This is a genomic window from Fictibacillus norfolkensis (genome assembly GCF_014836645.1).
GTDB lineage: Bacteria > Bacillota > Bacilli > Bacillales > Fictibacillaceae > Fictibacillus > Fictibacillus norfolkensis.
This window is the reverse complement of the sequence record NZ_JACSQM010000003.1, coordinates 183,465-203,423: the sequence shown is the minus strand read 5'-3', so window position 1 is coordinate 203,423 and position 19,959 is coordinate 183,465. Positions and strand designations below refer to the sequence as shown.

The 19,959-nt window shown below is 37.6% G+C and carries 19 protein-coding genes and 1 riboswitch; of the genes, 14 read left to right on the top strand and 5 right to left on the bottom strand.

Annotated features, from left to right (window positions below; translation table 11 throughout):
• The first annotated feature begins 48 nt into the window (after window positions 1–48).
• The 7 genes from gltB (at window position 49) to H9648_RS08290 (ending at window position 11,012) form a co-directional block, all read left to right on the top strand.
• Window positions 49–4,605: a glutamate synthase large subunit gene (gltB, locus tag H9648_RS08320; RefSeq protein WP_191753437.1), complete on the top strand. Its 4,557-nt coding sequence runs from the start codon at window positions 49–51 to the stop codon at window positions 4,603–4,605.
• 24 nt (window positions 4,606–4,629) lie between these two features.
• Entirely contained in the window at window positions 4,630–6,108 is a 1,479-nt protein-coding gene (locus H9648_RS08315) for a glutamate synthase subunit beta (protein ID WP_191753436.1), read from the top strand.
• Between the two features lie 105 nt (window positions 6,109–6,213).
• Entirely contained in the window at window positions 6,214–7,143 is a 930-nt protein-coding gene (locus tag H9648_RS08310) for a manganese-dependent inorganic pyrophosphatase (protein ID WP_191753435.1), read from the top strand.
• A 133-nt stretch (window positions 7,144–7,276) separates the two neighbouring features.
• Window positions 7,277–7,384, top strand: a riboswitch (TPP riboswitch).
• Window positions 7,385–7,469: 85 nt separating this feature from the next.
• Complete coding sequence (gene tenA / locus H9648_RS08305) at window positions 7,470–8,174, top strand: thiaminase II (RefSeq protein WP_191753434.1); 705 nt, start codon at window positions 7,470–7,472, stop codon at window positions 8,172–8,174.
• Between the two features lies 1 nt (window position 8,175).
• Window positions 8,176–8,757, top strand: coding sequence for an ECF transporter S component (locus tag H9648_RS08300; protein ID WP_191753433.1), 582 nt, complete (start codon window positions 8,176–8,178; stop codon window positions 8,755–8,757).
• Between the two features lie 13 nt (window positions 8,758–8,770).
• Window positions 8,771–10,222, top strand: coding sequence for an ABC transporter ATP-binding protein (locus tag H9648_RS08295; RefSeq protein WP_191753432.1), 1,452 nt, complete (start codon window positions 8,771–8,773; stop codon window positions 10,220–10,222).
• Window positions 10,206–11,012, top strand: a complete 807-nt coding sequence (locus H9648_RS08290; RefSeq protein WP_191753431.1) for an energy-coupling factor transporter transmembrane component T family protein — start codon at window positions 10,206–10,208, stop codon at window positions 11,010–11,012. The genes H9648_RS08295 and H9648_RS08290 overlap by 17 nt, the downstream gene beginning before the upstream one ends.
• A gap of 21 nt (window positions 11,013–11,033) precedes the next feature.
• On the opposite strand, the gene H9648_RS08285 is transcribed toward H9648_RS08290, so the two are convergent.
• Together H9648_RS08285 and H9648_RS08280 are read right to left on the bottom strand one after the other, a co-directional pair.
• Window positions 11,034–11,333, bottom strand: coding sequence for a hypothetical protein (locus H9648_RS08285; protein WP_191753430.1), 300 nt, complete (start codon window positions 11,331–11,333; stop codon window positions 11,034–11,036).
• Between the two features lie 90 nt (window positions 11,334–11,423).
• A complete protein-coding gene (locus H9648_RS08280; protein ID WP_225218806.1) occupies window positions 11,424–12,032 on the bottom strand; it encodes a DUF2238 domain-containing protein in 609 nt (202 codons plus the stop codon).
• 97 nt (window positions 12,033–12,129) lie between these two features.
• Between H9648_RS08280 and H9648_RS08275 the strand changes: the two genes are divergently transcribed.
• From H9648_RS08275 to H9648_RS08265, 3 genes are read left to right on the top strand one after another with little or no spacing between them, the layout of a single operon-like run.
• Window positions 12,130–13,005 (top strand): chemotaxis protein, encoded by an 876-nt coding sequence (locus H9648_RS08275; RefSeq protein WP_191753428.1) that lies wholly within the window; start codon window positions 12,130–12,132, stop codon window positions 13,003–13,005.
• Window positions 13,006–13,061: 56 nt separating this feature from the next.
• Window positions 13,062–13,613: a DUF6944 family repetitive protein gene (locus H9648_RS08270; RefSeq protein ID WP_191753427.1), complete on the top strand. Its 552-nt coding sequence runs from the start codon at window positions 13,062–13,064 to the stop codon at window positions 13,611–13,613.
• Between the two features lie 14 nt (window positions 13,614–13,627).
• Window positions 13,628–14,092, top strand: coding sequence for an aminoacyl-tRNA deacylase (locus H9648_RS08265; protein WP_191753426.1), 465 nt, complete (start codon window positions 13,628–13,630; stop codon window positions 14,090–14,092).
• An 81-nt stretch (window positions 14,093–14,173) separates the two neighbouring features.
• Here H9648_RS08265 and H9648_RS08260 read toward each other — a convergent pair whose 3' ends face one another.
• Together H9648_RS08260 and H9648_RS08255 are read right to left on the bottom strand one after the other, a co-directional pair.
• Window positions 14,174–15,274, bottom strand: a complete 1,101-nt coding sequence (locus H9648_RS08260; protein WP_191753425.1) for an AbrB family transcriptional regulator — start codon at window positions 15,272–15,274, stop codon at window positions 14,174–14,176.
• Between the two features lie 30 nt (window positions 15,275–15,304).
• On the bottom strand, window positions 15,305–15,943 hold the full coding sequence (locus tag H9648_RS08255) for a YczE/YyaS/YitT family protein (protein WP_191753424.1): 639 nt from the start codon (window positions 15,941–15,943) through the stop codon (window positions 15,305–15,307).
• A 171-nt stretch (window positions 15,944–16,114) separates the two neighbouring features.
• Here H9648_RS08255 and aac(6') point away from each other — a divergent pair, with 171 nt between their 5' ends.
• Both aac(6') and H9648_RS08245 read left to right on the top strand, forming a co-directional pair.
• The gene (gene aac(6') / locus H9648_RS08250) at window positions 16,115–16,558 is read left to right on the top strand and encodes an aminoglycoside 6'-N-acetyltransferase (RefSeq protein ID WP_191753423.1); all 444 of its coding nucleotides are present in this window, start codon (window positions 16,115–16,117) and stop codon (window positions 16,556–16,558) included.
• A 190-nt stretch (window positions 16,559–16,748) separates the two neighbouring features.
• On the top strand, window positions 16,749–17,324 hold the full coding sequence (locus H9648_RS08245; RefSeq protein ID WP_191753422.1) for a DUF2238 domain-containing protein: 576 nt from the start codon (window positions 16,749–16,751) through the stop codon (window positions 17,322–17,324).
• A 63-nt stretch (window positions 17,325–17,387) separates the two neighbouring features.
• On the opposite strand, the gene H9648_RS08240 is transcribed toward H9648_RS08245, so the two are convergent.
• Window positions 17,388–17,666 carry a hypothetical protein gene (locus H9648_RS08240; protein ID WP_191753421.1) on the bottom strand — a complete coding sequence of 93 codons (279 nt, stop codon included), beginning with the start codon at window positions 17,664–17,666 and terminating at the stop codon, window positions 17,388–17,390.
• Window positions 17,667–17,810: 144 nt separating this feature from the next.
• Between H9648_RS08240 and H9648_RS08235 the strand changes: the two genes are divergently transcribed.
• Both H9648_RS08235 and H9648_RS08230 read left to right on the top strand, forming a co-directional pair.
• Window positions 17,811–18,572 carry a MerR family transcriptional regulator gene (locus H9648_RS08235; protein ID WP_191753420.1) on the top strand — a complete coding sequence of 254 codons (762 nt, stop codon included), beginning with the start codon at window positions 17,811–17,813 and terminating at the stop codon, window positions 18,570–18,572.
• Window positions 18,573–18,690: 118 nt separating this feature from the next.
• A complete protein-coding gene (locus H9648_RS08230; RefSeq protein ID WP_191753419.1) occupies window positions 18,691–19,866 on the top strand; it encodes an alanyl-tRNA editing protein in 1,176 nt (391 codons plus the stop codon).
• Window positions 19,867–19,959 lie beyond the last annotated feature (93 nt).

The window sequence follows — 19,959 nt, the reverse complement described above, 5'->3', positions numbered from 1 at the left end:
AAGAAAGTTTCGAATATTTCAGTTGATAAACTTAAGGGGGAGTTCAAAATGACCTTTAGTCAATTTCCAGAACCACAAGGTTTATATAATCCAAAGAACGAACATGACGCTTGTGGCATTGGTCTATATGCTCATTTGAAAGGGCATGCTACCCATGAGATTGTTGAAAAAGGCCTTCATATGCTATGTCAGCTTGACCACCGGGGAGGACAAGGAAGTGATCCTTTAACGGGAGATGGAGCCGGCTTAATGACAAAGATACCGCATGATTTCTTTAAAAAAGTTACAGATTTTGAACTGCCTGAAAAAGGACGTTACGGGGTAGGAATGATCTTCTTTCCCAATGATCCAGCAGCTCAACAGAGATTAGAGAATCAAATCAATCAATTTATTAGTCGAGAAGGACAACAATTATTAGGCTGGAGAACGGTACCCGTCAACGTAACAACAATCGGGAAAAAGGCTCAAGAAACTTGTCCTTTAATTAAACAAGTTTTTATTGCTTGCAACGATATGATTTCAGAGAATCTAGCTTTTGAAAGGAAACTATTTGTAATCAGAAAACAAGCAGAGCACTGGGCAAGAGAACAAGGACTTCAAACGTATTTTTCTAGTCTATCATCACAAACGATCGTATACAAAGGTCTGTTAACACCAGAACAGGTGGATGCCTTCTATTATGATCTGCAAGATACTGATTTCGTGTCTCCTTTCGCTTTAGTGCATTCCCGTTTTAGCACAAATACGTTTCCAACGTGGGAACGAGCGCATCCAAACCGATACATCATTCATAATGGAGAAATCAATACTTTACAAGGAAACATGAACTGGATGAAGGCACGTGAGAAGCAATTTGTTTCTGAAGCATTCGGAGATGATATTGGAAAACTGCTTCCTATTCTTGATGCCGATGGCAGCGATTCTTCTATCCTTGATCAAGCCTTTGAATTTTTTGTACTGGCAGGGAGAAAGCCTTCCCATACAGCTATGATGCTTATTCCAGAACCATGGAGTGAGAATCCTCATCTTGAAGAAGAGAGAAAAGCATTTTACGAGTATCATAGTTGTCTGATGGAGCCATGGGATGGGCCGACTGCTATCTCTTTCACAGACGGAAAGCAAATTGGAGCGATACTCGATCGAAACGGCCTTCGTCCGGCGCGATATTATGTAACGAAGGATGATTATATTATCTTCTCTTCTGAGGTAGGAGTTATTGAAGTTGAAGAAGAGAATGTTCTATATAAAGAGCGGTTAAGTCCAGGAAGAATGCTTTTGATTGATTTAGAAGAAGGCAGAATCATTACAGACAATGAGATCAAAACAGAAATGGCGAGTAAAGAACCATACGAATTATGGCTGACGAATGGACTGCATCACTTAGATGAAAATGGCGAAGAGCCTGAAATTATTATTGAAAATGTAAGAAGTAAACAAAGAGCATTCGGCTATACGTATGAAGATATTCATAAATATTTGATTCCTGTCATTACAGAAGGAAAAGATCCACTCGGGTCAATGGGGAACGATACACCTTTAGCGGTTCTATCTGATAACCCGCAATCCCTATTTAATTATTTTAAGCAGCTATTTGCCCAAGTTACGAATCCTCCGATTGATGCTATTCGCGAGAAGATTGTTACTTCTACGATGACGCTGCTCGGAGCTGAAGGAAATCTTCTGCATCCTGGACCACAGAATGCGAAGAGAATTCAATTGAACTCTCCTGTGTTAACATCGAATGAGTTTAATCAAATCACAGACAACATGATTTATGAATTTAAAACAGCAGTTCTACAGACTTTATTTTCGGAAGATTTGGAACTCGGGTTGCAATCTCTATTTAAATATGCGGAAGAAGCGATTCAAGATGGAGCAACTTTATTAGTTTTGTCTGACAGAGAAATGAATAGATCTTCTATTCCTATTCCTGTCTTAGTTGCTGTAAGTTCTCTGCATCATCATCTTGTAAAAGAAGGACTCCGGACAAAAGTAAGTTTGATCGTAGAATCAGGTGAAGTTAGAGAAGTTCATCATTTTGCAGCGCTCATTGGATACGGCGCAGATGCTATCTATCCGTATTTAACTTATAAAACCTTTGAAGAAGCGATCCAAGATGAACACATCAATCTTTCTTTATCTGAGACCATCAAAACCTATAAACAAGGAATAACAGATGGCATCGTTAAAGTGATGTCAAAAATGGGTATTTCAACGGTTCAGAGTTATCGAGGTGCTCAAATCTTTGAAGCAGTCGGAATCGGAAAAGAAGTGATCGATCGTTATTTCCCAGCTACTTCTTCTCAAATTGATGGAATCACCTTAGCTGAGATCGAAAAAGAGGCTACTCTAAGACATCAACAAGGCTTTAAAGAGAACATCGATGATACTTTGGATTCTGGAAGTGATTTTCAATGGAGAAATAATGGTGAACACCATGCTTTTAATCCAAAAACGATTCACACCCTTCAATGGGCTTGTCGCAAGAATGATTATTCACTGTTTAAAACGTTCTCAAAACTGGCTGATGACGAGAGAACAACTTTTTTAAGAAACTTATTCTCGTTTGCGCCTGAAACAACGTCTATACCACTCCATGAAGTTGAACCTGTTGAAGAGATTGTAAAGCGCTTCAAAACTGGTGCGATGTCTTTCGGTTCTCTCAGTCAAGAGGCACATGAATCTCTTGCTATCGCAATGAACCGTCTAGGCGGAAAAAGCAATAGTGGTGAAGGCGGAGAAGATCCAGCCCGTTTTATCCCTGATGAACTTGGCAATAACCGTAGAAGCAGCATTAAACAAGTTGCTTCAGGTAGATTCGGTGTAAAAAGCCACTATCTTGTAAACGCAGATGAACTGCAGATTAAGATGGCACAAGGAGCTAAACCAGGTGAAGGCGGCCAGTTGCCTGGCAATAAGGTTTATCCTTGGGTAGCAGATGTCCGTGGATCAACTCCTGGGGTAGGATTGATTTCCCCTCCACCGCATCATGATATTTACTCAATTGAAGATATGGCCCAACTTATTCATGATCTGAAGAACGCAAACCGTGAAGCAAGAATTAGCGTTAAGCTTGTGGCGAAATCTGGTGTTGGAACGATTGCGGCAGGTGTTGCAAAAGGCGCAGCTGATGTAATCGTAATCAGTGGTTATGACGGAGGTACAGGAGCTTCTCCAAAAACAAGTATCAAGCATACTGGTCTTCCATGGGAGTTAGGACTTGCTGAAACACACCAAACGTTGATGCTTAATGGACTTCGTGAACGTGTAACACTTGAGACAGACGGAAAGCTGATGACAGGAAAAGATGTTGTGCTTGCTGCATTGTTAGGTGCTGAGGAATATGGATTTGCTACAGCTCCACTCGTTGTATTAGGATGCGTCATGATGCGAGCTTGTCATCTTGATACCTGTCCTGTTGGTGTAGCGACACAGAATCCTGAATTAAGAAAGAAATATATGGGTGATCCTGATCACGTTGTAAACTATATGAGATTTGTGGCTGAAGAAATTCGTGAGATTATGGCTGAACTAGGCTTCCGTACGATGGAGGAAATGGTCGGGCGTACTGACGTATTAACGGTGGGAGATCGTGCGAGAAAACACTGGAAAGCGAAGCATCTCGACTTATCAAAACTGCTATATCAAGCAGAAGGTAATCGCACGAAACAGATCTCTCAAAATCATAAGATCGATCAATCCCTTGATATGAATGAAATACTACCGGAGCTCCAGACAGCATTAGAAACGAAGAAATCTGTTTCACTCAACTTACCGATCAAGAACACGAATCGTGTAGCAGGTACGATTGCAGGTAGTGAAATAACAAAACGATTTGGGGAAGAAGGTCTTGCAGAAGATACTGTAACACTTAACTTTTCTGGATCTGCTGGTCAAAGTTTTGGAGCATTCGTGCCACGTGGCATGACGCTTTATCTGAACGGAGACAGCAATGACTATTTTGGAAAAGGCTTATCTGGCGGGAAATTAATTGTTGCACCTCCTAAATCAGCAGAATATTTGGCTGATGACAATGTCATCTTAGGAAACGTTGCTTTTTATGGAGCAACAAGTGGTGAAGCATACATTAATGGATTAGCTGGAGAAAGATTTGCAGTTAGAAATAGTGGAGCCAACATCGTTGTTGAAGGAATCGGAGATCATGGCTGTGAATATATGACAGGTGGCCGTGTAGTTGTCTTAGGTGATGTTGGAAAGAACTTTGGAGCAGGTATGAGTGGAGGAATCGCCTACATCTACACGCATCAGCCACTTTTACTAAAACAGTTATGCAACAAAGAAGGTATTGAGTTTGAGAGATTAATGGATTCTGAAGAAACAGAAACGGTTAAGCAGATGATCATCAATCATTTTTCATACACTCAAAGTAAAAAAGCCTCTGCTATTCTGCAAAATTGGAAATTAGAACAGTCGCATTTTGTGAAAGTCATCCCACATGACTATAAAGAAATGATTAAGAAAATAGAAGAAGAGAAAAAAGCGGGTTATACAGAAGATGAAGCGATCATGAATGCTTTTGAAGCTGGATCAAGCTCAGCGAAAGCAAGTGGTAGACCTGGACCAACAAAATTAATTCTGAAATAAATTGAGATGAGAGGAGAGATTTAAATGGGCAAACCAACCGGATTTTTGGAATACCCAAGAGAAGAAACGATAGAGAGAAAGCCTCTCCAACGTCTTAAAGATTGGAAAGAATATACGAAAAAACAACCTGAAGATATGTTAAAAAGACAAGGCGCTAGATGTATGGATTGTGGAACACCTTTTTGTCATATCGGTATTGAGATTAATGGGGCTGCAGCTGGCTGTCCCATTGGTAACCTCATTCCAGAGTGGAATGACCTTGTTTATAGAGGGAAATGGAAAGAAGCTTTAGATCGTCTATTAAAAACAAATAATTTTCCTGAATTTACTGGTAGAGTTTGTCCGGCTCCTTGTGAAGGTTCATGTACAGTTGAGTTAGCTGGTCCTGCTGTTACGATAAAGAACATTGAAAAAGCAATCATTGATAAAGGTTTTGAGAACGGTTGGATTCAACCTAGAATTCCAAATAAAAGAACAGGAAAAAAGGTCGCAATCGTTGGGTCAGGACCAGCCGGGCTTGCAGCAGCAGATCAGCTGAACCAAGCTGGTCATTCTGTTACAGTTTATGAAAGAGCAGACAAAGCTGGCGGATTGTTAACGTATGGAATTCCTAACATGAAGTTAGATAAGGATGTAGTGGAAAGAAGAATCAAGTTATTAAGGCAAGAGGGCATTGATTTTATCCTTAACACAGAGGTAGGAAAAGATATTACTTCTGAAGAACTAAAAAATCAATTTGATTCAATCATTCTGTGTACAGGAGCACAGAAACAAAGAGATTTGACTCTTCCTGGAAGAGAAGCTGAAGGTGTTCATTTTGCTATGAACTATCTAACTCAGGCAACAAAAAGACTATTGAATATTGAAGTTTCTGAACCATTTATTGATGCAGAAGGTAAGAATGTCATCGTAATAGGTGGTGGAGACACGGGTGCTGATTGTGTGGCAACAGCTCTAAGGCAAAAGTGTAAGAGTATCGTTCAATTTGGCAAACACCCTAAACTTCCTGATGTACGCAGTGATGCAAACATGTGGCCTGAGCAACCGAATATTTTTACAATGGATTATGCCTATGAAGAAGCGACTGCTCAATACGGACATGATCCAAGAGAGTACTCTGTACAAACGAAAAAAATCGTATCAGATCATAATGGTCGATTAAAAGAACTTCATACGATTCAAATGAAACGTACGTCAGACGATGCTGGAAATATGGTTTTTGAAGAAATTCCAGGATCAGAGAAGGTTTGGCCGGCAGATCTTGTTTTTGTTGCGATCGGTTTTGAAGGTGCTGAACTTCCAGTCTTAAAAGAATTTGGTGTAGAAATTAATAATAATAAAGTCAATGCTAAACATGGTGACTATAGAACAAATGTAGATGGAGTGTTTGCAGCAGGTGACTCTAGACGAGGTCAAAGTTTAATCGTTTGGGCAATTCAAGAAGGTCGTGATTGTGCACGTCAAGTTGATCTATCGTTGATGGGCAGTACGGTTTTGCCTTAATACTTTTTTCCATGCTACAATAAACTCCAAAAGCCATAAGCTTTTTATCTATGATAAAATAAGGCTTAGGCAAAACACAATTTTTCATTTATAAGGAGTAGACGCATGGAAAAAGTACTTATTTTTGGACACAAAAATCCAGATACTGACACGATTACATCAGCACTCGTTTATGCTGACTTGAAATCTAAATTAGGACAAAATGTAGAAGCTATTCGCCTAGGTGAAATTAACGGTGAAACACAATATGCATTAGATCATTTCAATGCTGAGCTTCCTCGACTTGTAGAACATGTCTCTGCTGAAGCAAACGCAGTAATCTTAGTTGACCATAATGAACGTCAACAAAGTGCAAATGATATTGAAAAAGTAAGAGTATTAGAAGTAATCGATCATCATCGCATCGCGAATTTTGAAACAAGCGATCCATTATACTATCGTGCAGAGCCTGTTGGCTGTACAGCTACAATCTTGAACAAGATGTACAAAGAGAACGGTATTCAAGTAGAGAAAAATATTGCAGGACTTATGCTTTCTGCGATTATTTCTGACTCTTTGTTGTTCAAATCACCTACTTGCACAGAAGAAGATGTTGCTGCAGCACGCGAACTTGCTGAAATTGCAGGAGTAGATGCGGAAAAGTACGGTTTAGAAATGCTAAAAGCAGGAGCAGACCTAAGTGATAAATCTGTTGAAGAGTTAATCTCACTGGATGCAAAAGAATTTAACATCGGTGAAAGCAAAATTGAAGTTGCTCAAGTGAATACGGTTGATGCCAGCGATGTATTAAAGCATCAAGAGGAATTAGAATCAGCGATTACTAAAGTGATTTCTGACAGAGGTCTAGACTTATTCATGTTTGTTGTAACAGATATTTTAACAAATGACTCGACAGCGTTAGCTCTTGGTAAGAGATCACAATCTGTTGAAGAAGCTTATAACGTTAAATTAGAAAACAATACAGCCGTCCTTAAAGGTGTTGTTTCTCGTAAAAAACAAATCGTACCTGTATTAACAGAAACGATGAGTAAGTAAATGAAGGCCTTAAAGGGTAAAGCCTACTACGGCTTTGCCCTTTACTTTGCTATACAAAGGTTGGGTTTTTTAAAAACAGTTGACAATCTAAACGAGACTGCTATCATTTAAGACATAAACCAACTACATAAAAACTAACCACTAGGGGTGCCTTTTATAAGGCTGAGATCAAAGTGTGACTTTGAGACTCTTAGAACCTGATCTGGATTATACCAGCGTAGGGAAGTGGTGTTGCGGAGTCTTTATTCCTGTGTTGAATTCTCCATATACAACCACTTTCTTAGCTGAGAGTGGTTTTTTTGTTGGATAAAACAAGGAGGATTCATATGAACACATTTACTGATATCTTGCGAGAAAGAGCGGCTTCCATTTGGGAAGCGAACCTTCAACATCCATTTGTGAAGGGAATTACAGATGGTGACCTGTCTTTAGAACGCTTTAGGTACTATGTTTTACAAGATTCGTATTACCTATCTCATTTTGCAAGAATACAAGCGATGGGTGCGGCAAGAGCAGAGGATTTATATACGACTTCTAGGATGGCCGCGCATGCACAAGGTACGAATGATGCGGAGTTAGGACTTCATGAGACATTTATGAAACAGCTTGGGGTGACAGAAGAAGAACTAGATAATTTTGAACCTGCACCGACCGCTTATCATTATACATCTCACCTTTATCGTGTAGCAGAGTCTGGAAGTTTAGGAGAAATCATCGCAGCCATCCTGCCATGTTATTGGATCTATCAGGAGATTGGTGAAACGTTCAAAGGGGCTTCACCACAAGAGCCTATCTATCAAGAGTGGATTGCTGCCTATGGAGGAGAATGGTTCTCAGAACTTGTACAAGAACAGATTGATCGATTGAACCAATTGGCTGAAAAAGCAAGTGAACATGAAAAAAACAAAATGATTCAACATTTCTTAATCAGTTGTCAGTATGAGTATTCCTTCTGGGAAATGGCTTATACGTTGGAAAAGTGGCCGATTCCATTCAGCCTGACCACAACACCGATTGGAAGTGAAGGGTAGCATGCAAAAAGGGTTAAAGTTAACCGATATCCTTGTAACGATCGTAATTTCAATCGCATTTGGCATTTTATATAAGATTTGGGGACCTCTATATTATGCAGTTAAACCGTTTGGCCTTCACATCGATCAGTTGATATATGGGATGTGGTTCATGGCGGCAACAGTTGCGTTCCTAATCATTCGAAAGCCTGGTGTTGCTCTATTGGCTGAAATTGCTGCTTCTTCAGGAGAATTTTTAATGGGTTCTGAATTTGGACTTGAAGTGTTATTATACGGACTCATTCAAGGATTGTTTGCAGAATTTATCCTATTCGCATTTCGTTATAAACGATTTGACCTTTTCGTCATCTCACTCGCTGCGCTGAGTTCATGTACAGGATCTTTAATCATGGACTTTTACAAAGGATATATCGGTGATCTTTCAACATGGAATCTAACTTTATTAATCGTATTTAGAATGATCGGTTCTATCTTGTTTACAGGATTTTTTGCCGTTTCTATCGCAAAAGCTTTAGAGGCTACAGGAGTGACGAATTTAGTACGATCTTCGTCAAAAAAGGATCATGAAGCATTAGATCAATAACTGAGGTGGTTGGATGACAAGCATAACTTCTGTGAAGAATCTGAGATTAAAGTTTCCGGGCGAATCAGAAATGCTGTTTAAAGATATGAGTTTGTCTATTAATCGTGGTGAGAAAGTGCTTCTTCTTGGCACCTCAGGATGTGGCAAATCTACACTGTTGCAAGTTCTTTCTGGACTAGTACCACGAACAATTGATATTCCCATGAAATGTGATGAAATACAAATCCCTGATCAATGGGGATTTGTATTTCAAGATCCTGATACTCAGTTCTGTATGCCATATGTTGATGAAGAATTAGCATTTGTTCTTGAGAACTTGGAAGTGCCTCGAGAAGAGATGTCAAGCAAGATTTGTTCTTTATTAAAAGAGGTTGGGCTTGAACTTGAGAACATTCATACACCGATTCAACATCTATCAGGTGGAATGAAGCAGCGATTAGCTATTGCATCTGTATTAGCACTGAAACCAGATGTAATATTTTTAGATGAACCAACTGCTTTTATTGATGAAAAGGGTACCGAACAAATTTGGGAAACGGTAAAAAGAATATGGAAAGATAAGACGTTAATCATTGTTGAACATAAAATTGAGAAAATCCTGGATTTCGCTGTTCGTCTTATTGTATTTACACCAGATGGAGAAATCCTTGCTGATGGCAACACTTCAATGGTCTTTACTCATTATAAGGAAAAGATCAAAGAGTATGGAATTTGGTACCCTGGTGCATGGGATGATTATAAACGAGAACCAATCATGAATAACAAGAAAGAACTTTCAAACACCATGAAATTACAGAATTTCAAAGGGTATCGAAACAGAGAAGTTAAGATCGTGGCAGATCACTTAGTGGTCCATTCAGGAGAATGGGTGACAATAATGGGTGAAAACGGAGCAGGAAAGAGTTCATTATTACTAGCTATGATGCAGCTCATAAAAACATCTGGAGACTATTTAATCAATGATGTACCTATTCAAAAAACGAAAGACATCTCTGGACTTCTTTACCTCGTATTTCAGAACCCTGAATATCAATTTCTAACAAATTCTGTTTACGATGAAATAACCTATGGATTACAAAACGAGCAAGAAGTTGAATCCGATGTAAAAGAGATACTCACTTCTCTCGAGTTGACAAGCAAAAAGGGTCAACATCCTTACCAATTATCTGTTGGTCAGAAGAGACGTCTAAGTGTGGCCACTGCTTTTTTACAAAAACCAAATATATTACTTCTTGATGAACCAACTTTTGGTCAGGACTCTTTAAACACGTTTAGGATTTTGGAATGGATCGAACAAGAGCGTCAAAAAGGAACAATCATTCTCATGGTCACACATGATCATCATATCACAGAACGTTTTGCAACACGGTTATGGGAGGTACAGAACGGTAAAATTGTAACTGATCATCAACTTAATAAAGGCGGTAAAGTACAGAGGGAGATTCTGCATGAATTCATTATTTAGTGGGAAGTACACTTGGTTACACAGCATAAATCCTTCTCTAAAACTATTAACGTTGTTGAGTCTGTTCGTATTAGCCATCAACATTCATTATCTTAGTTTTATGGTTGGTTTTTCATGTGTGATCTTAACATTGTTTATATTTGGTACAGGATATTCTTATAAGCAATTACTATTACTATCCCTGCCCTTCTTGTTTGTTTTTCTTTCAACTTCTTCTTCCATGATACTATTTGGAAAGGGAGAAACAATCCTGTTTAAATGGGCATATGTTCAAATATCAGAGGAGAGTTTGATAAGAGGCATTCACTTAGGATTTAGAGCTTTATCATTTGCGATGCTTGGATTGATATTTGCTTTAACTACCAAACCAGTTATGCTGTTTTATTCTCTCATGCAACAACTTAAACTGCCACCCAAGTTTGCTTATAGTTTCATGGCAGCCATTCGATTAATTCCTATCATGATTGAGGAATACCAAATCATTATGAATGCTCAAAGAGTTAGAGGAATTGAACAAAAGAATCACTTTCTTAAAAGAATGCAGAGGCTCGCGATTCCTTTATTATCACAAAGCATTCGCAGAGCTTATCGCATAGCCGTTTCAATGGAAGCAAAACGATTTCAATCGAACAGAAAGAGGACCTATTATTATGAGGTCGGCTTTTCTAGAAATGATCTATTATTCTTATGCTATTTTCTTGTTCTGTTAGGACTCGCATATCTTCTTTCTACCCACTATCCATTCCTACCAAATACCGATGTGAGATATTTATCTGATTTAAGAGACTGAAACTATATCCCTTCAGTCTCTTTATTTCATTAAGGTGATGTTATCATTTTGTTTCATCAGCACGGTATGAGTGCCTTCTTTTATCTTCATATATATAGCATTTGATACACGAAGATTCTTACCGTTCTCAAAGAATACCATGTAATGTGGTTCTGTTACGAATGAATCTCCAATGCTTATTACTTTATCAGTTCTTTCCTTTTTAACGATGATACCTCGATACTCACTTATATTAAATTCATCCTTTAAATAACCAGACCATGCAAAGAACAACAGAAATCCCGCAATAAATGTACAAACGACCGAGCTTACTTTTTGCATTTTTTCACCTCAGTTTTGTTTATGACGAAAAAAGGGAAAACAATAGAAGGGTTTATATCAAATTGATCTAATACTAATAAAACAATAAAATTAACTTTTTTCTTTTTGAAACAACTTGTTATGCCATGAAGTGAGCAATAACAATGCGAGAAATGAACCGAGTAGCGTAAGTGACATGTCCCATTGAGCATCCCAAATATCTCCTTGAGCACCTAAAAAGTCTTTTGTTTCACGTTTTGCTATCTTGCCCGCGATCCATTCAACAATCTCATAGAGAGCGGCGATTGCCAACGTAATACTAATTGCAACACATTGGACCCATTTTCCAATGTGCAAAGGTGTTTTTATAAGCAGGATCTCGCGTATAACAATCGCCAACAAACCTTTCATAAAGTGGCCGAAGCGATCATAGTGATTGCGATTAAAGTCATAGTGCTGCTGCAGCCAATCGAAAAAGGGAACGTCATCATAGGTATAATGTCCACCTATGAATGTCAATATCGATAATAAAGCAATGATGCTGTATGTAAGAGAAGTGAACCTTAGCTTTTTATAAAGGAAAAAAACGAAGAGTATAGCGATAACAGATGGAGCGACTTCTAGTATCCATATTGGATAATGTACAGGTTTAATAAGTGACCACAGAAAAAAGAAGGAAACGATGATTAATAGAACCACATGGATTTTGTTAACTTTCATGATCAATCCCTCACAATCTAACATTAGTATTGATATTAAGTTAGGAACATATTCTTTTGTTGCGTAAAAACACTTTTAAATAAGGATGTGATACATCATGTCTAAAAAAATCGCAGTAGCTATTCTTCATGGAATCGGTAATCAAAACGAAGATTTTTCGGATTTGTTTATTGAAGTGCTTACCAAAAGATTCTCTCAACAGATCAAACCGTTTTATGCAACTCCTGAAGAAGAATTGATCATCCAACCCATTTACTGGGGAAGTGTCTTTAATGAAAGGGAATCACACTTGTGGCAAAGACTTAATAAAGAAGACAATTTAGATTTCAAGCAGTTAAGACAGTTTGTCATCCACTTTTTTGGTGATGCCATCGCCTACCAGCCTGTAGTCGATCACAACCCGAACTATATTAAAGTACATGAGATATATGCTAGGGGACTTCGAAAATTAAGTGAAGTGGCTGGTGAAGATGCACCACTCTTTGTCATTGCACATAGTTTAGGTACCGTGATTTCGAGTAATTATTTTTATGATCTACAATTCATTTCTGAACGAATATCTGAAGATGTCGTGCGAAATATGCATAAGACTCCTTTAGAAAAAGGTGAGACTCTAACCAGCTTTTATACATTAGGAAGTCCACTGGCGTTATGGGGTCTCAGGTATACAGATTTCGATAAGCCCATACAAGTTCCATCGCCACATTTAAAGAATCATCACCCTGAGATTCAAGGGAAATGGGTAAATATGTACGATAAAGATGACGTGTTCGGTTATCCTCTAAAAACGATCAATGACTCTTATGATCGAGCAATTGCCGTTGATAAAGAATTAAACAGCGGCGGATTTATAAGCAGTTCTACACCACTCTCTCACAATAATTACTTTAAAACGAATGAAGTCATCAATGACATCGGTGATGATTTAGCTGAAATATGGAAGCAGTTAAATTTAGCACCTCAGCGAAAATAACGTTTCCTCTCGTCCACGAATACATTAAAACATCTCATTAAATGGACGGTTGCCGAATGGATAATCAGCAAAAACAACAAATTGGCGGTGTTATACAGGCGATTGGAACAGTCATATCAGCGATTGCCAACACACCGATTCCGGTCTTGAGCGATCAGTTTCAGGAAGATCTCGATTTAATAGGAAATGTTCTGCAAGCTACTGGAAATGGTTTAATTGCTGATGGACAAATCCCGTTTACCCTCAAGAGGATCGGAAATGAAGTCCAAGCCATTGGAAATACGACGGTAATCGCAGGTATGGTCTTACCATTAGAGGACGATACTTCTCAAGTCTTGAATATTAAAGGGAATTTACTACAAGCATTTGGAGCCGGAATTGTTCTAGGTGTTGAATTCGATAACGAACTAGGCGATTCACCATCAAATCAAGGGATAACTATTATTTCAAATTTACTTCAAGTAGCTGGAAACTCATTACAGGCATTAGGTGGGAAATTTGAACTTGACCATCCGAATGAAGATAAAAGCTATAGTGAATCTATAATTTTTGCAGGAAGTTGGATCCAGGCAGTCGGTGCCGTGATTTCAGCGTTACCTCGTCAGTAAAAGGGGAGATACGAGTGGAAAATTATCATTATGCAATTAATAGTTTTATAGCCGAGAATAATATAGGTGCCATTCATCTGGTTTTAAAGGAATCTTGTCATTCTGTTCAAGATGCTGCTATAGCCATAAATGTATCCCAGCATGATTTCGTAAAAAACATTTGTCTTTTAGATAATAAAGAACAGCTCATTTTAGCCATTGTGAAAGGTGAAGACCGGGTGAGCACAACACGAGTTGGAAAAGCTCTGAATATTGAACGCCCTCGTCTCGCAACAGAGGATGAAATATTAGCTCATACTGGATTTCCTGCAGGAGGAGTTCCGTCATTTGGGTTTAAAGCCATTTTTTTAGTTGATCCAAAAGTAACCCAGCTTCCATACATATACACGGGAGGCGGTTCTCAGTTTTCATTGATAAAAGTAGAAACCAATAGTATGTTACAAGCAAACAAAGGACAAGTCATTCGCATTAGAAAATAAAAAAATCTTAATAGTCCTCCAAAAAAACAAACATCCCATCATTCAATTATGGGATGTTTAAGTCTTTAATAAAGTGAAATATTAATCATTTTTTGAGACTATTTTATGCATTTGAGCGCGCAAAACCCATTTTAAGAGAGGGGGTACTGCAAAAAAGATAAAAAGTATGCGGAAAAGTTGATAACCTGTAATCATCGTTACATCCGCTTCTAGCTCATGTCCGATAATCCCCATCTGATCAGCTCCACCAGGTGCCATACTCAGGAAACTAGTGATGAAAGAAAAGTTAAATTGATAGATCAACAGAAGACTCAGAAGAAGTGCGATACTTACCAACATGAATCCGCTGATCAACGCAATTGGAATCATACTAGCTTTTTTTCTAAGCTTTTCAGGCTTCAATAATAATCCAATATATCCCCCGATTAAAAATTGAGAAACATCAAGTATTGAAGCAGGAAGAGGAGGTCCTGTTAAACCAACGATATTTAAAGCTGCAATTCCTAGAATTGGTCCGAGCAAAAAAGCTGTAGGAAGCTTTATTCTTTTCCCTAATAAAGCCATCCCAACAGAAAATAATCCAAATAGAATAATCTGTGGGAAAAAGGAAGAAGAGGTTCCTTCTGAAATAACATTAGGAATAATAGCCGGACTTCCTGAGGAAAATATAGGACTGAAAATCAGAAATGGAACAGCGAAAATGATTACAATGAGACGTGTGACTTGAAAGAACGTAACGGTTGTAATATCAATTCCCTTTGTCTCTTCTGCAAATGTAATAATTTGTGATAGACCACCAGGAATTGAGCTGGTAAGAGCAGTCGGGAAATTGATGGATGTAAAATGAGATATGACAAATGCCATTCCTGAACAGATTAATAATAATAGGATCGTCATGAATGCCATGGATGGCAAATGAGTGATCATAAGCTTTAACGTATCTTTCGTAAACGTTAAACCTATTGAATAACCAACGATGATCAAACCCGTATTTCTTAAAAGAACAGGCCAGTATAACTGGGTCCAACTTAGTTGATTTACAATCAATACGGCAGTCATAGTACCTAAAAGCCAAGGAATCGGCCAACTGAATAAGTTGAATAAGAGACCGCCTACTAAGGCAATACTCAATGTTACTAATAGTTGAAAACTCTTATGTTGATTTAAACTTTTATACTTCATTGCAAAACCTTCTTCTTATGTTTGCTTGCGTTAACTAACAAACTTCTTTTTTTCGTCAAATCTATACATATACTTTGCGATCCACTTCTTACAACCCAAATAGGATTTTTGGTAGATGGGACTTTGGATGAACGTATATAGAAATGTGAAAATAAAAACTGGCCCACCTATAGTTAGACCAACCACTAAGACAAGGCACTCCATGGATATTCTTACTCTACTAATTGAATATCCAGTTAAATCTGATAAAGATAACATGAGTCCATCTCTCGGACCCGCTCCTATTCCTGCTGCTGAATACATACCTCCACCAATTCCCATTAATAAAATGCCAAAGAACAAGATTAATGTATCAATATATGTGTTCGTTGAGTTAGGAAGTATCTGAAGAAATAAAAAGGAGTCTACAAAAACTCCAACTAATACTGCATTTAAAAAAGTTCCAATGTTAATATACTTTCGATTGAGAATCATCGTACAAGTTATTAATAAAAAACCCACTATAATATTCCAAGTTCCGATCGTGAAACCAAACCGATCATACAAAGCAAGGTTCAACACGTCCCATGGACTGATTCCTAAGTATTTTACTTGAACGGCCATGGCGATTCCATAACTAAAGATTAATAAGCCTATAAAAAAGAAGATTAGCTTAATAGCATACTTCACCAAAAACTCCTCTTTTCCAAAATAACCCTATAATTATCTTAGACTATAAAGCAACGGTAGAAAAAATGAAAAGAAGTTGCTTACTATTTCTTATGGCGCTCAAAAAAAAGGTTTTCACATGTGCATTTGTCGAAATAAGAAAGTCTAAAATTCTAAACAGGAGTGTTGAATATGGCATCGATTAAGGAAGCAAATGAACACGATCTTGATTCATTGACCGAATTGGCTATAGCATTATGGCCAGATAATGAGTTCAGTGATTTGAGAAAAGAATTCGAACAACTTCTAAATTCTGATAAGGATAAAGTGATTGTATATCTAATGCATGCTCAACTCATTGCATTTATTCATATTTCCGTTAGAAGTGATTATGTCGAAGGATCTCAAGACAGTCCAACAGGGTTTATTGAAGGCATTTATGTAAAACCAGAGTATAGAAAGAAGGGCATCTCGAAAAAATTAATAGAAAAAGGAGAAAGCTGGTTAAAGACAAAAGGTTGCAGTCAGATTGGTTCAGATATTGAACAGTCCAATATCACGAGTTATCACTTTCATAAAAGTGTAGGTTTTAAAGAGGTGAATCGTTTGATTGCTTTCATTAAAGATATAGAGTGAGCGTAATATGCATAAGTATGAATAAAGGGTTTCTTAAGGCACATTTCTGTGTCTTTTTTATTTGGAGAGAAACCAAGTATATATCGCAATCAAAAGGTTAAACCTGTTAATCAAGGATATTTTAAGAAAAGTTGTAGGTTATTTTAGTTAGCTACTGTTTTAGAGATTAATTTCGTGAGGTGAAAATAGGTTGAAACGAAAAATCTTGATTGTTCTTAGTGCTGCCTATGCCATATTTATGGCTTACCTATGTTTTTATTATTTTTCAAAAGGTGAGACACACAGTTATCAGGTGGCGTTCGGTGGTATATTCTGTGGGCTAATTCCATTATGTTTAATTCTATTCACTAAGATTAAATTCAATATGCCTATTATGATATCATACTTTGCCTTTTTGGTTGCATCGCAGTATTTAGGATCTATCTTAGATTTCTATCGCTTAGGGTGGTGGGATACCTTCTTACACCTTTTAAGTGGAGCATTATTGGCTTTTGTAGCCATTGCACTTTATGAAAGGATGACGCACCCCGAAGCTAGGAAAGAGATTTCCTATTGGCTTGTGTTTTTATTTGTACTGGCTTTCTCTGTATTTGGAGGGGTGGTTTGGGAGATCTATGAATTCAGCATGGATCAATTCTTTGGAATGACCTTACAAGGCGGAGGGAATTTTGACACGATGGTGGATCTACTTGCCGATACAGCTGGAGCAATCGTAATAGCAGCTATTGCTGCTTTTAGGACGAAAAAAAGGTTTAAAATATCATAAGCAATATAACGCATATTAATTAAAATATGCGTTTTTCATCATGGTGTAAATGGTTTATAGCATTTAAGAGATGTTTTTCAGCCAACTAATTATTCTTATAATCTCAAAAGGTCTATACCAGGTGATGATAAATATCACAAGTATAGATAAAGCAAGATTTATAAATTTTGCGTTGCCTTTTTCATTTTGAAAAAATGCTACAAAACATAACATAGCCCCAAGCAGGATTATGAGAAATCCCCCTAGAACCATCCATTCATTGTGACCTAAAAAATCTCCATTAAAAATAATTAACAATCCTAACATCAGTAAGACCAGTGACCACGTACTACTTTTTTTCATGGCATTTACCTCCAATCTCATTTTACCATTTTATGGGTATTGATAATGATTTTATTTAAATAAAACTAAAAAAATATATGAAACGCCTATTGACCTTCACGCAGCGTAAAGGTGTAGAGTTAAGTGTGTCAGGAGGTGATCACATTGGAATACACCATACAAAAGCTTGGCCAACTAGCAGGAGTAAGCACCAGAACATTAAGATATTATGATGAGATAGATATTCTTAAGCCGGCAAGAATAAACTCCTCAGGATATCGAATTTATGGTGAAGCAGAAGTGGATCGACTACAGCAGATTTTGTTCTATAAAGAGCTCGATCTCCCACTGCATCAAATTAAAGAAATCGTCACATCTCAAAGCTTCTCACCAGCTGAAGCATTACGTGAACACCGTGAAAAACTCCTGAACAAACGAGAACAGTTAGACCGTCTGATTTTGAATGTGGAGCAGACGATCGCTGCGAACGAAGGGAGAATAACGATGAAAGATATAGAGAAATTTGAAGGATTTAAAAAACAGATGGTTGAAGAAAACGAACAAAAATTTGGTAAAGAGATCCGTGAGAAATATGGAGATCAAGCTGTTGATCAATCTAAGAAAAAAGTTTTGAACATGACTCAAAGCGAACATGACAATGCTACTAAACTTGCAGAGGAAATTCACGCTATACTAGCTAAAGCTTTTAAAAAAGGAGACCCTGCTGGAGATGCAGCACAAAAGGCAGCTGAGCTCCACAAGAAGTGGTTGATGCTGTACTGGCACGAATATAGCAAAGAAGCACATGCGAATCTCGCACAGATGTATGTAGACGACGAACGGTTCACTGCCTATTATGATAAAGAACAGCCAGGAACCGCTGCATTTTTACGAGATGCCATCCACATTTATACAGATTCTAAATAAATCATATAATGTGTCTCATCTCATAGGGAGGAAACCATCTAGGTTTTCTCCTTTTTGTTTTATTCATCTCTCTAATTCGTTTAAACTATGAATAATGAGTAAGAAGGGATGAAAAGTTATGACTGAAAAATTATATTATTCTTCACCGTATACAAAAAACTGGGAAACAAAGGTAAAAACAACGTTCAATAAACATGGAGAATTTTTTGTGATCTTAGAAAGTACCGCTTTTTATCCTACAGGTGGTGGTCAGCCATTTGATACAGGGACGATTGGCGGACATGATGTACTCGATGTTTTTATTGAAGATGACGAAGTGATACATAAAGTGAGAAATCTGCCTGAAACATCCTCGATAACCTGTGAGTTAGACTGGGATAGAAGATTAGATCATATGCAGCATCATACCGGACAGCATCTGCTATCTGCTGTTTGTTACTCGTTGTATCAAGCACGTACCATTAGTTTTCATTTAGGTTCAGAGATTGCAACGATTGATATTGAAACAGACACACTGAGTCAACATCAAATGGATTTCATTGAAAAATCCGTTAACCAGGAGATTTATAAAAACAGAACGGTACATACATACTTTGTTTCCGATAAAGAGCTTCAACAATTGCCATTATTAAAGATGCCGAAAGTTAAGGAGAACATTCGAATTGTTCAAATTGAAGGCATCGAGCATAATGCATGTGGAGGTACTCATGTTCGTTCAACCGCTGAGATCGGAATCATCAAACTTTTGAAAGCCGAAAAACAAAAAGGTGCCACACGATTGTATTTTAAATGTGGTCAGCGTGCATTAGTAGACTACAATGAAGCTTTGAAAATGCTTACTATGATTTCAGGCAAATTTAATACGGGTCGAGATGAAGTGATGAATCGTCTTGAAAAATGGGAGCACAATCAGAAGGAACTTGAATTGGAGAACAGACGACTAAAAGAGGAGAATAATCATTTTCTAAGTAAAGAGCTTATTTCAAAAGCAATAGCAGGACTGCTCATACATGTTTTTGAAGATAAAAGCTTTAATGATACGAAAGATCTTGCTATAAAAATAGCGAGTGAGGAACCTTTATTGATCTTACTTGCTTCCAGCTTAGAAAATCGTATCATCGTCATGCATGATGGTTCTTCACATGTTTCTTGCGGCTCATTCTTCAAAGAAAACCTTAGTTCTTTTAATGGTAAGGGCGGCGGAATTGTCAAATCTGCTCAAGCTGGATTTGCTTCAAAAGAGGATATGATTCGTTTTATTGAATTTGTTCAGGATACATTTACAAATAATTAATAACTATTTTCGTATTCATTAATACTCTTTGAAAGTAGTTTTTACGCTTCAATCAACTCGCACAAGAAGAGAAATAAACGTCTAAAAACAACA

Coding starts and splice junctions, on each gene's coding strand:
- H9648_RS08315 (WP_191753436.1), top strand. CDS start 4,630: ATGGGCAAACCAACCGGATTTTTGGAATACCCAAGAGAAGAAACGATA.
- H9648_RS08285 (WP_191753430.1), bottom strand. CDS start 11,333: ATGCAAAAAGTAAGCTCGGTCGTTTGTACATTTATTGCGGGATTTCTG.
- H9648_RS08240 (WP_191753421.1), bottom strand. CDS start 17,666: ATGAAAAAAAGTAGTACGTGGTCACTGGTCTTACTGATGTTAGGATTG.
- H9648_RS08275 (WP_191753428.1), top strand. CDS start 12,130: ATGTCTAAAAAAATCGCAGTAGCTATTCTTCATGGAATCGGTAATCAA.
- H9648_RS08300 (WP_191753433.1), top strand. CDS start 8,176: ATGCAAAAAGGGTTAAAGTTAACCGATATCCTTGTAACGATCGTAATT.
- H9648_RS08290 (WP_191753431.1), top strand. CDS start 10,206: ATGAATTCATTATTTAGTGGGAAGTACACTTGGTTACACAGCATAAAT.
- gltB (WP_191753437.1), top strand. CDS start 49: ATGACCTTTAGTCAATTTCCAGAACCACAAGGTTTATATAATCCAAAG.
- H9648_RS08280 (WP_225218806.1), bottom strand. CDS start 12,032: ATGAAAGTTAACAAAATCCATGTGGTTCTATTAATCATCGTTTCCTTC.
- H9648_RS08270 (WP_191753427.1), top strand. CDS start 13,062: ATGGATAATCAGCAAAAACAACAAATTGGCGGTGTTATACAGGCGATT.
- H9648_RS08295 (WP_191753432.1), top strand. CDS start 8,771: ATGACAAGCATAACTTCTGTGAAGAATCTGAGATTAAAGTTTCCGGGC.
- H9648_RS08230 (WP_191753419.1), top strand. CDS start 18,691: ATGACTGAAAAATTATATTATTCTTCACCGTATACAAAAAACTGGGAA.
- H9648_RS08260 (WP_191753425.1), bottom strand. CDS start 15,274: ATGAAGTATAAAAGTTTAAATCAACATAAGAGTTTTCAACTATTAGTA.
- tenA (WP_191753434.1), top strand. CDS start 7,470: ATGAACACATTTACTGATATCTTGCGAGAAAGAGCGGCTTCCATTTGG.
- H9648_RS08310 (WP_191753435.1), top strand. CDS start 6,214: ATGGAAAAAGTACTTATTTTTGGACACAAAAATCCAGATACTGACACG.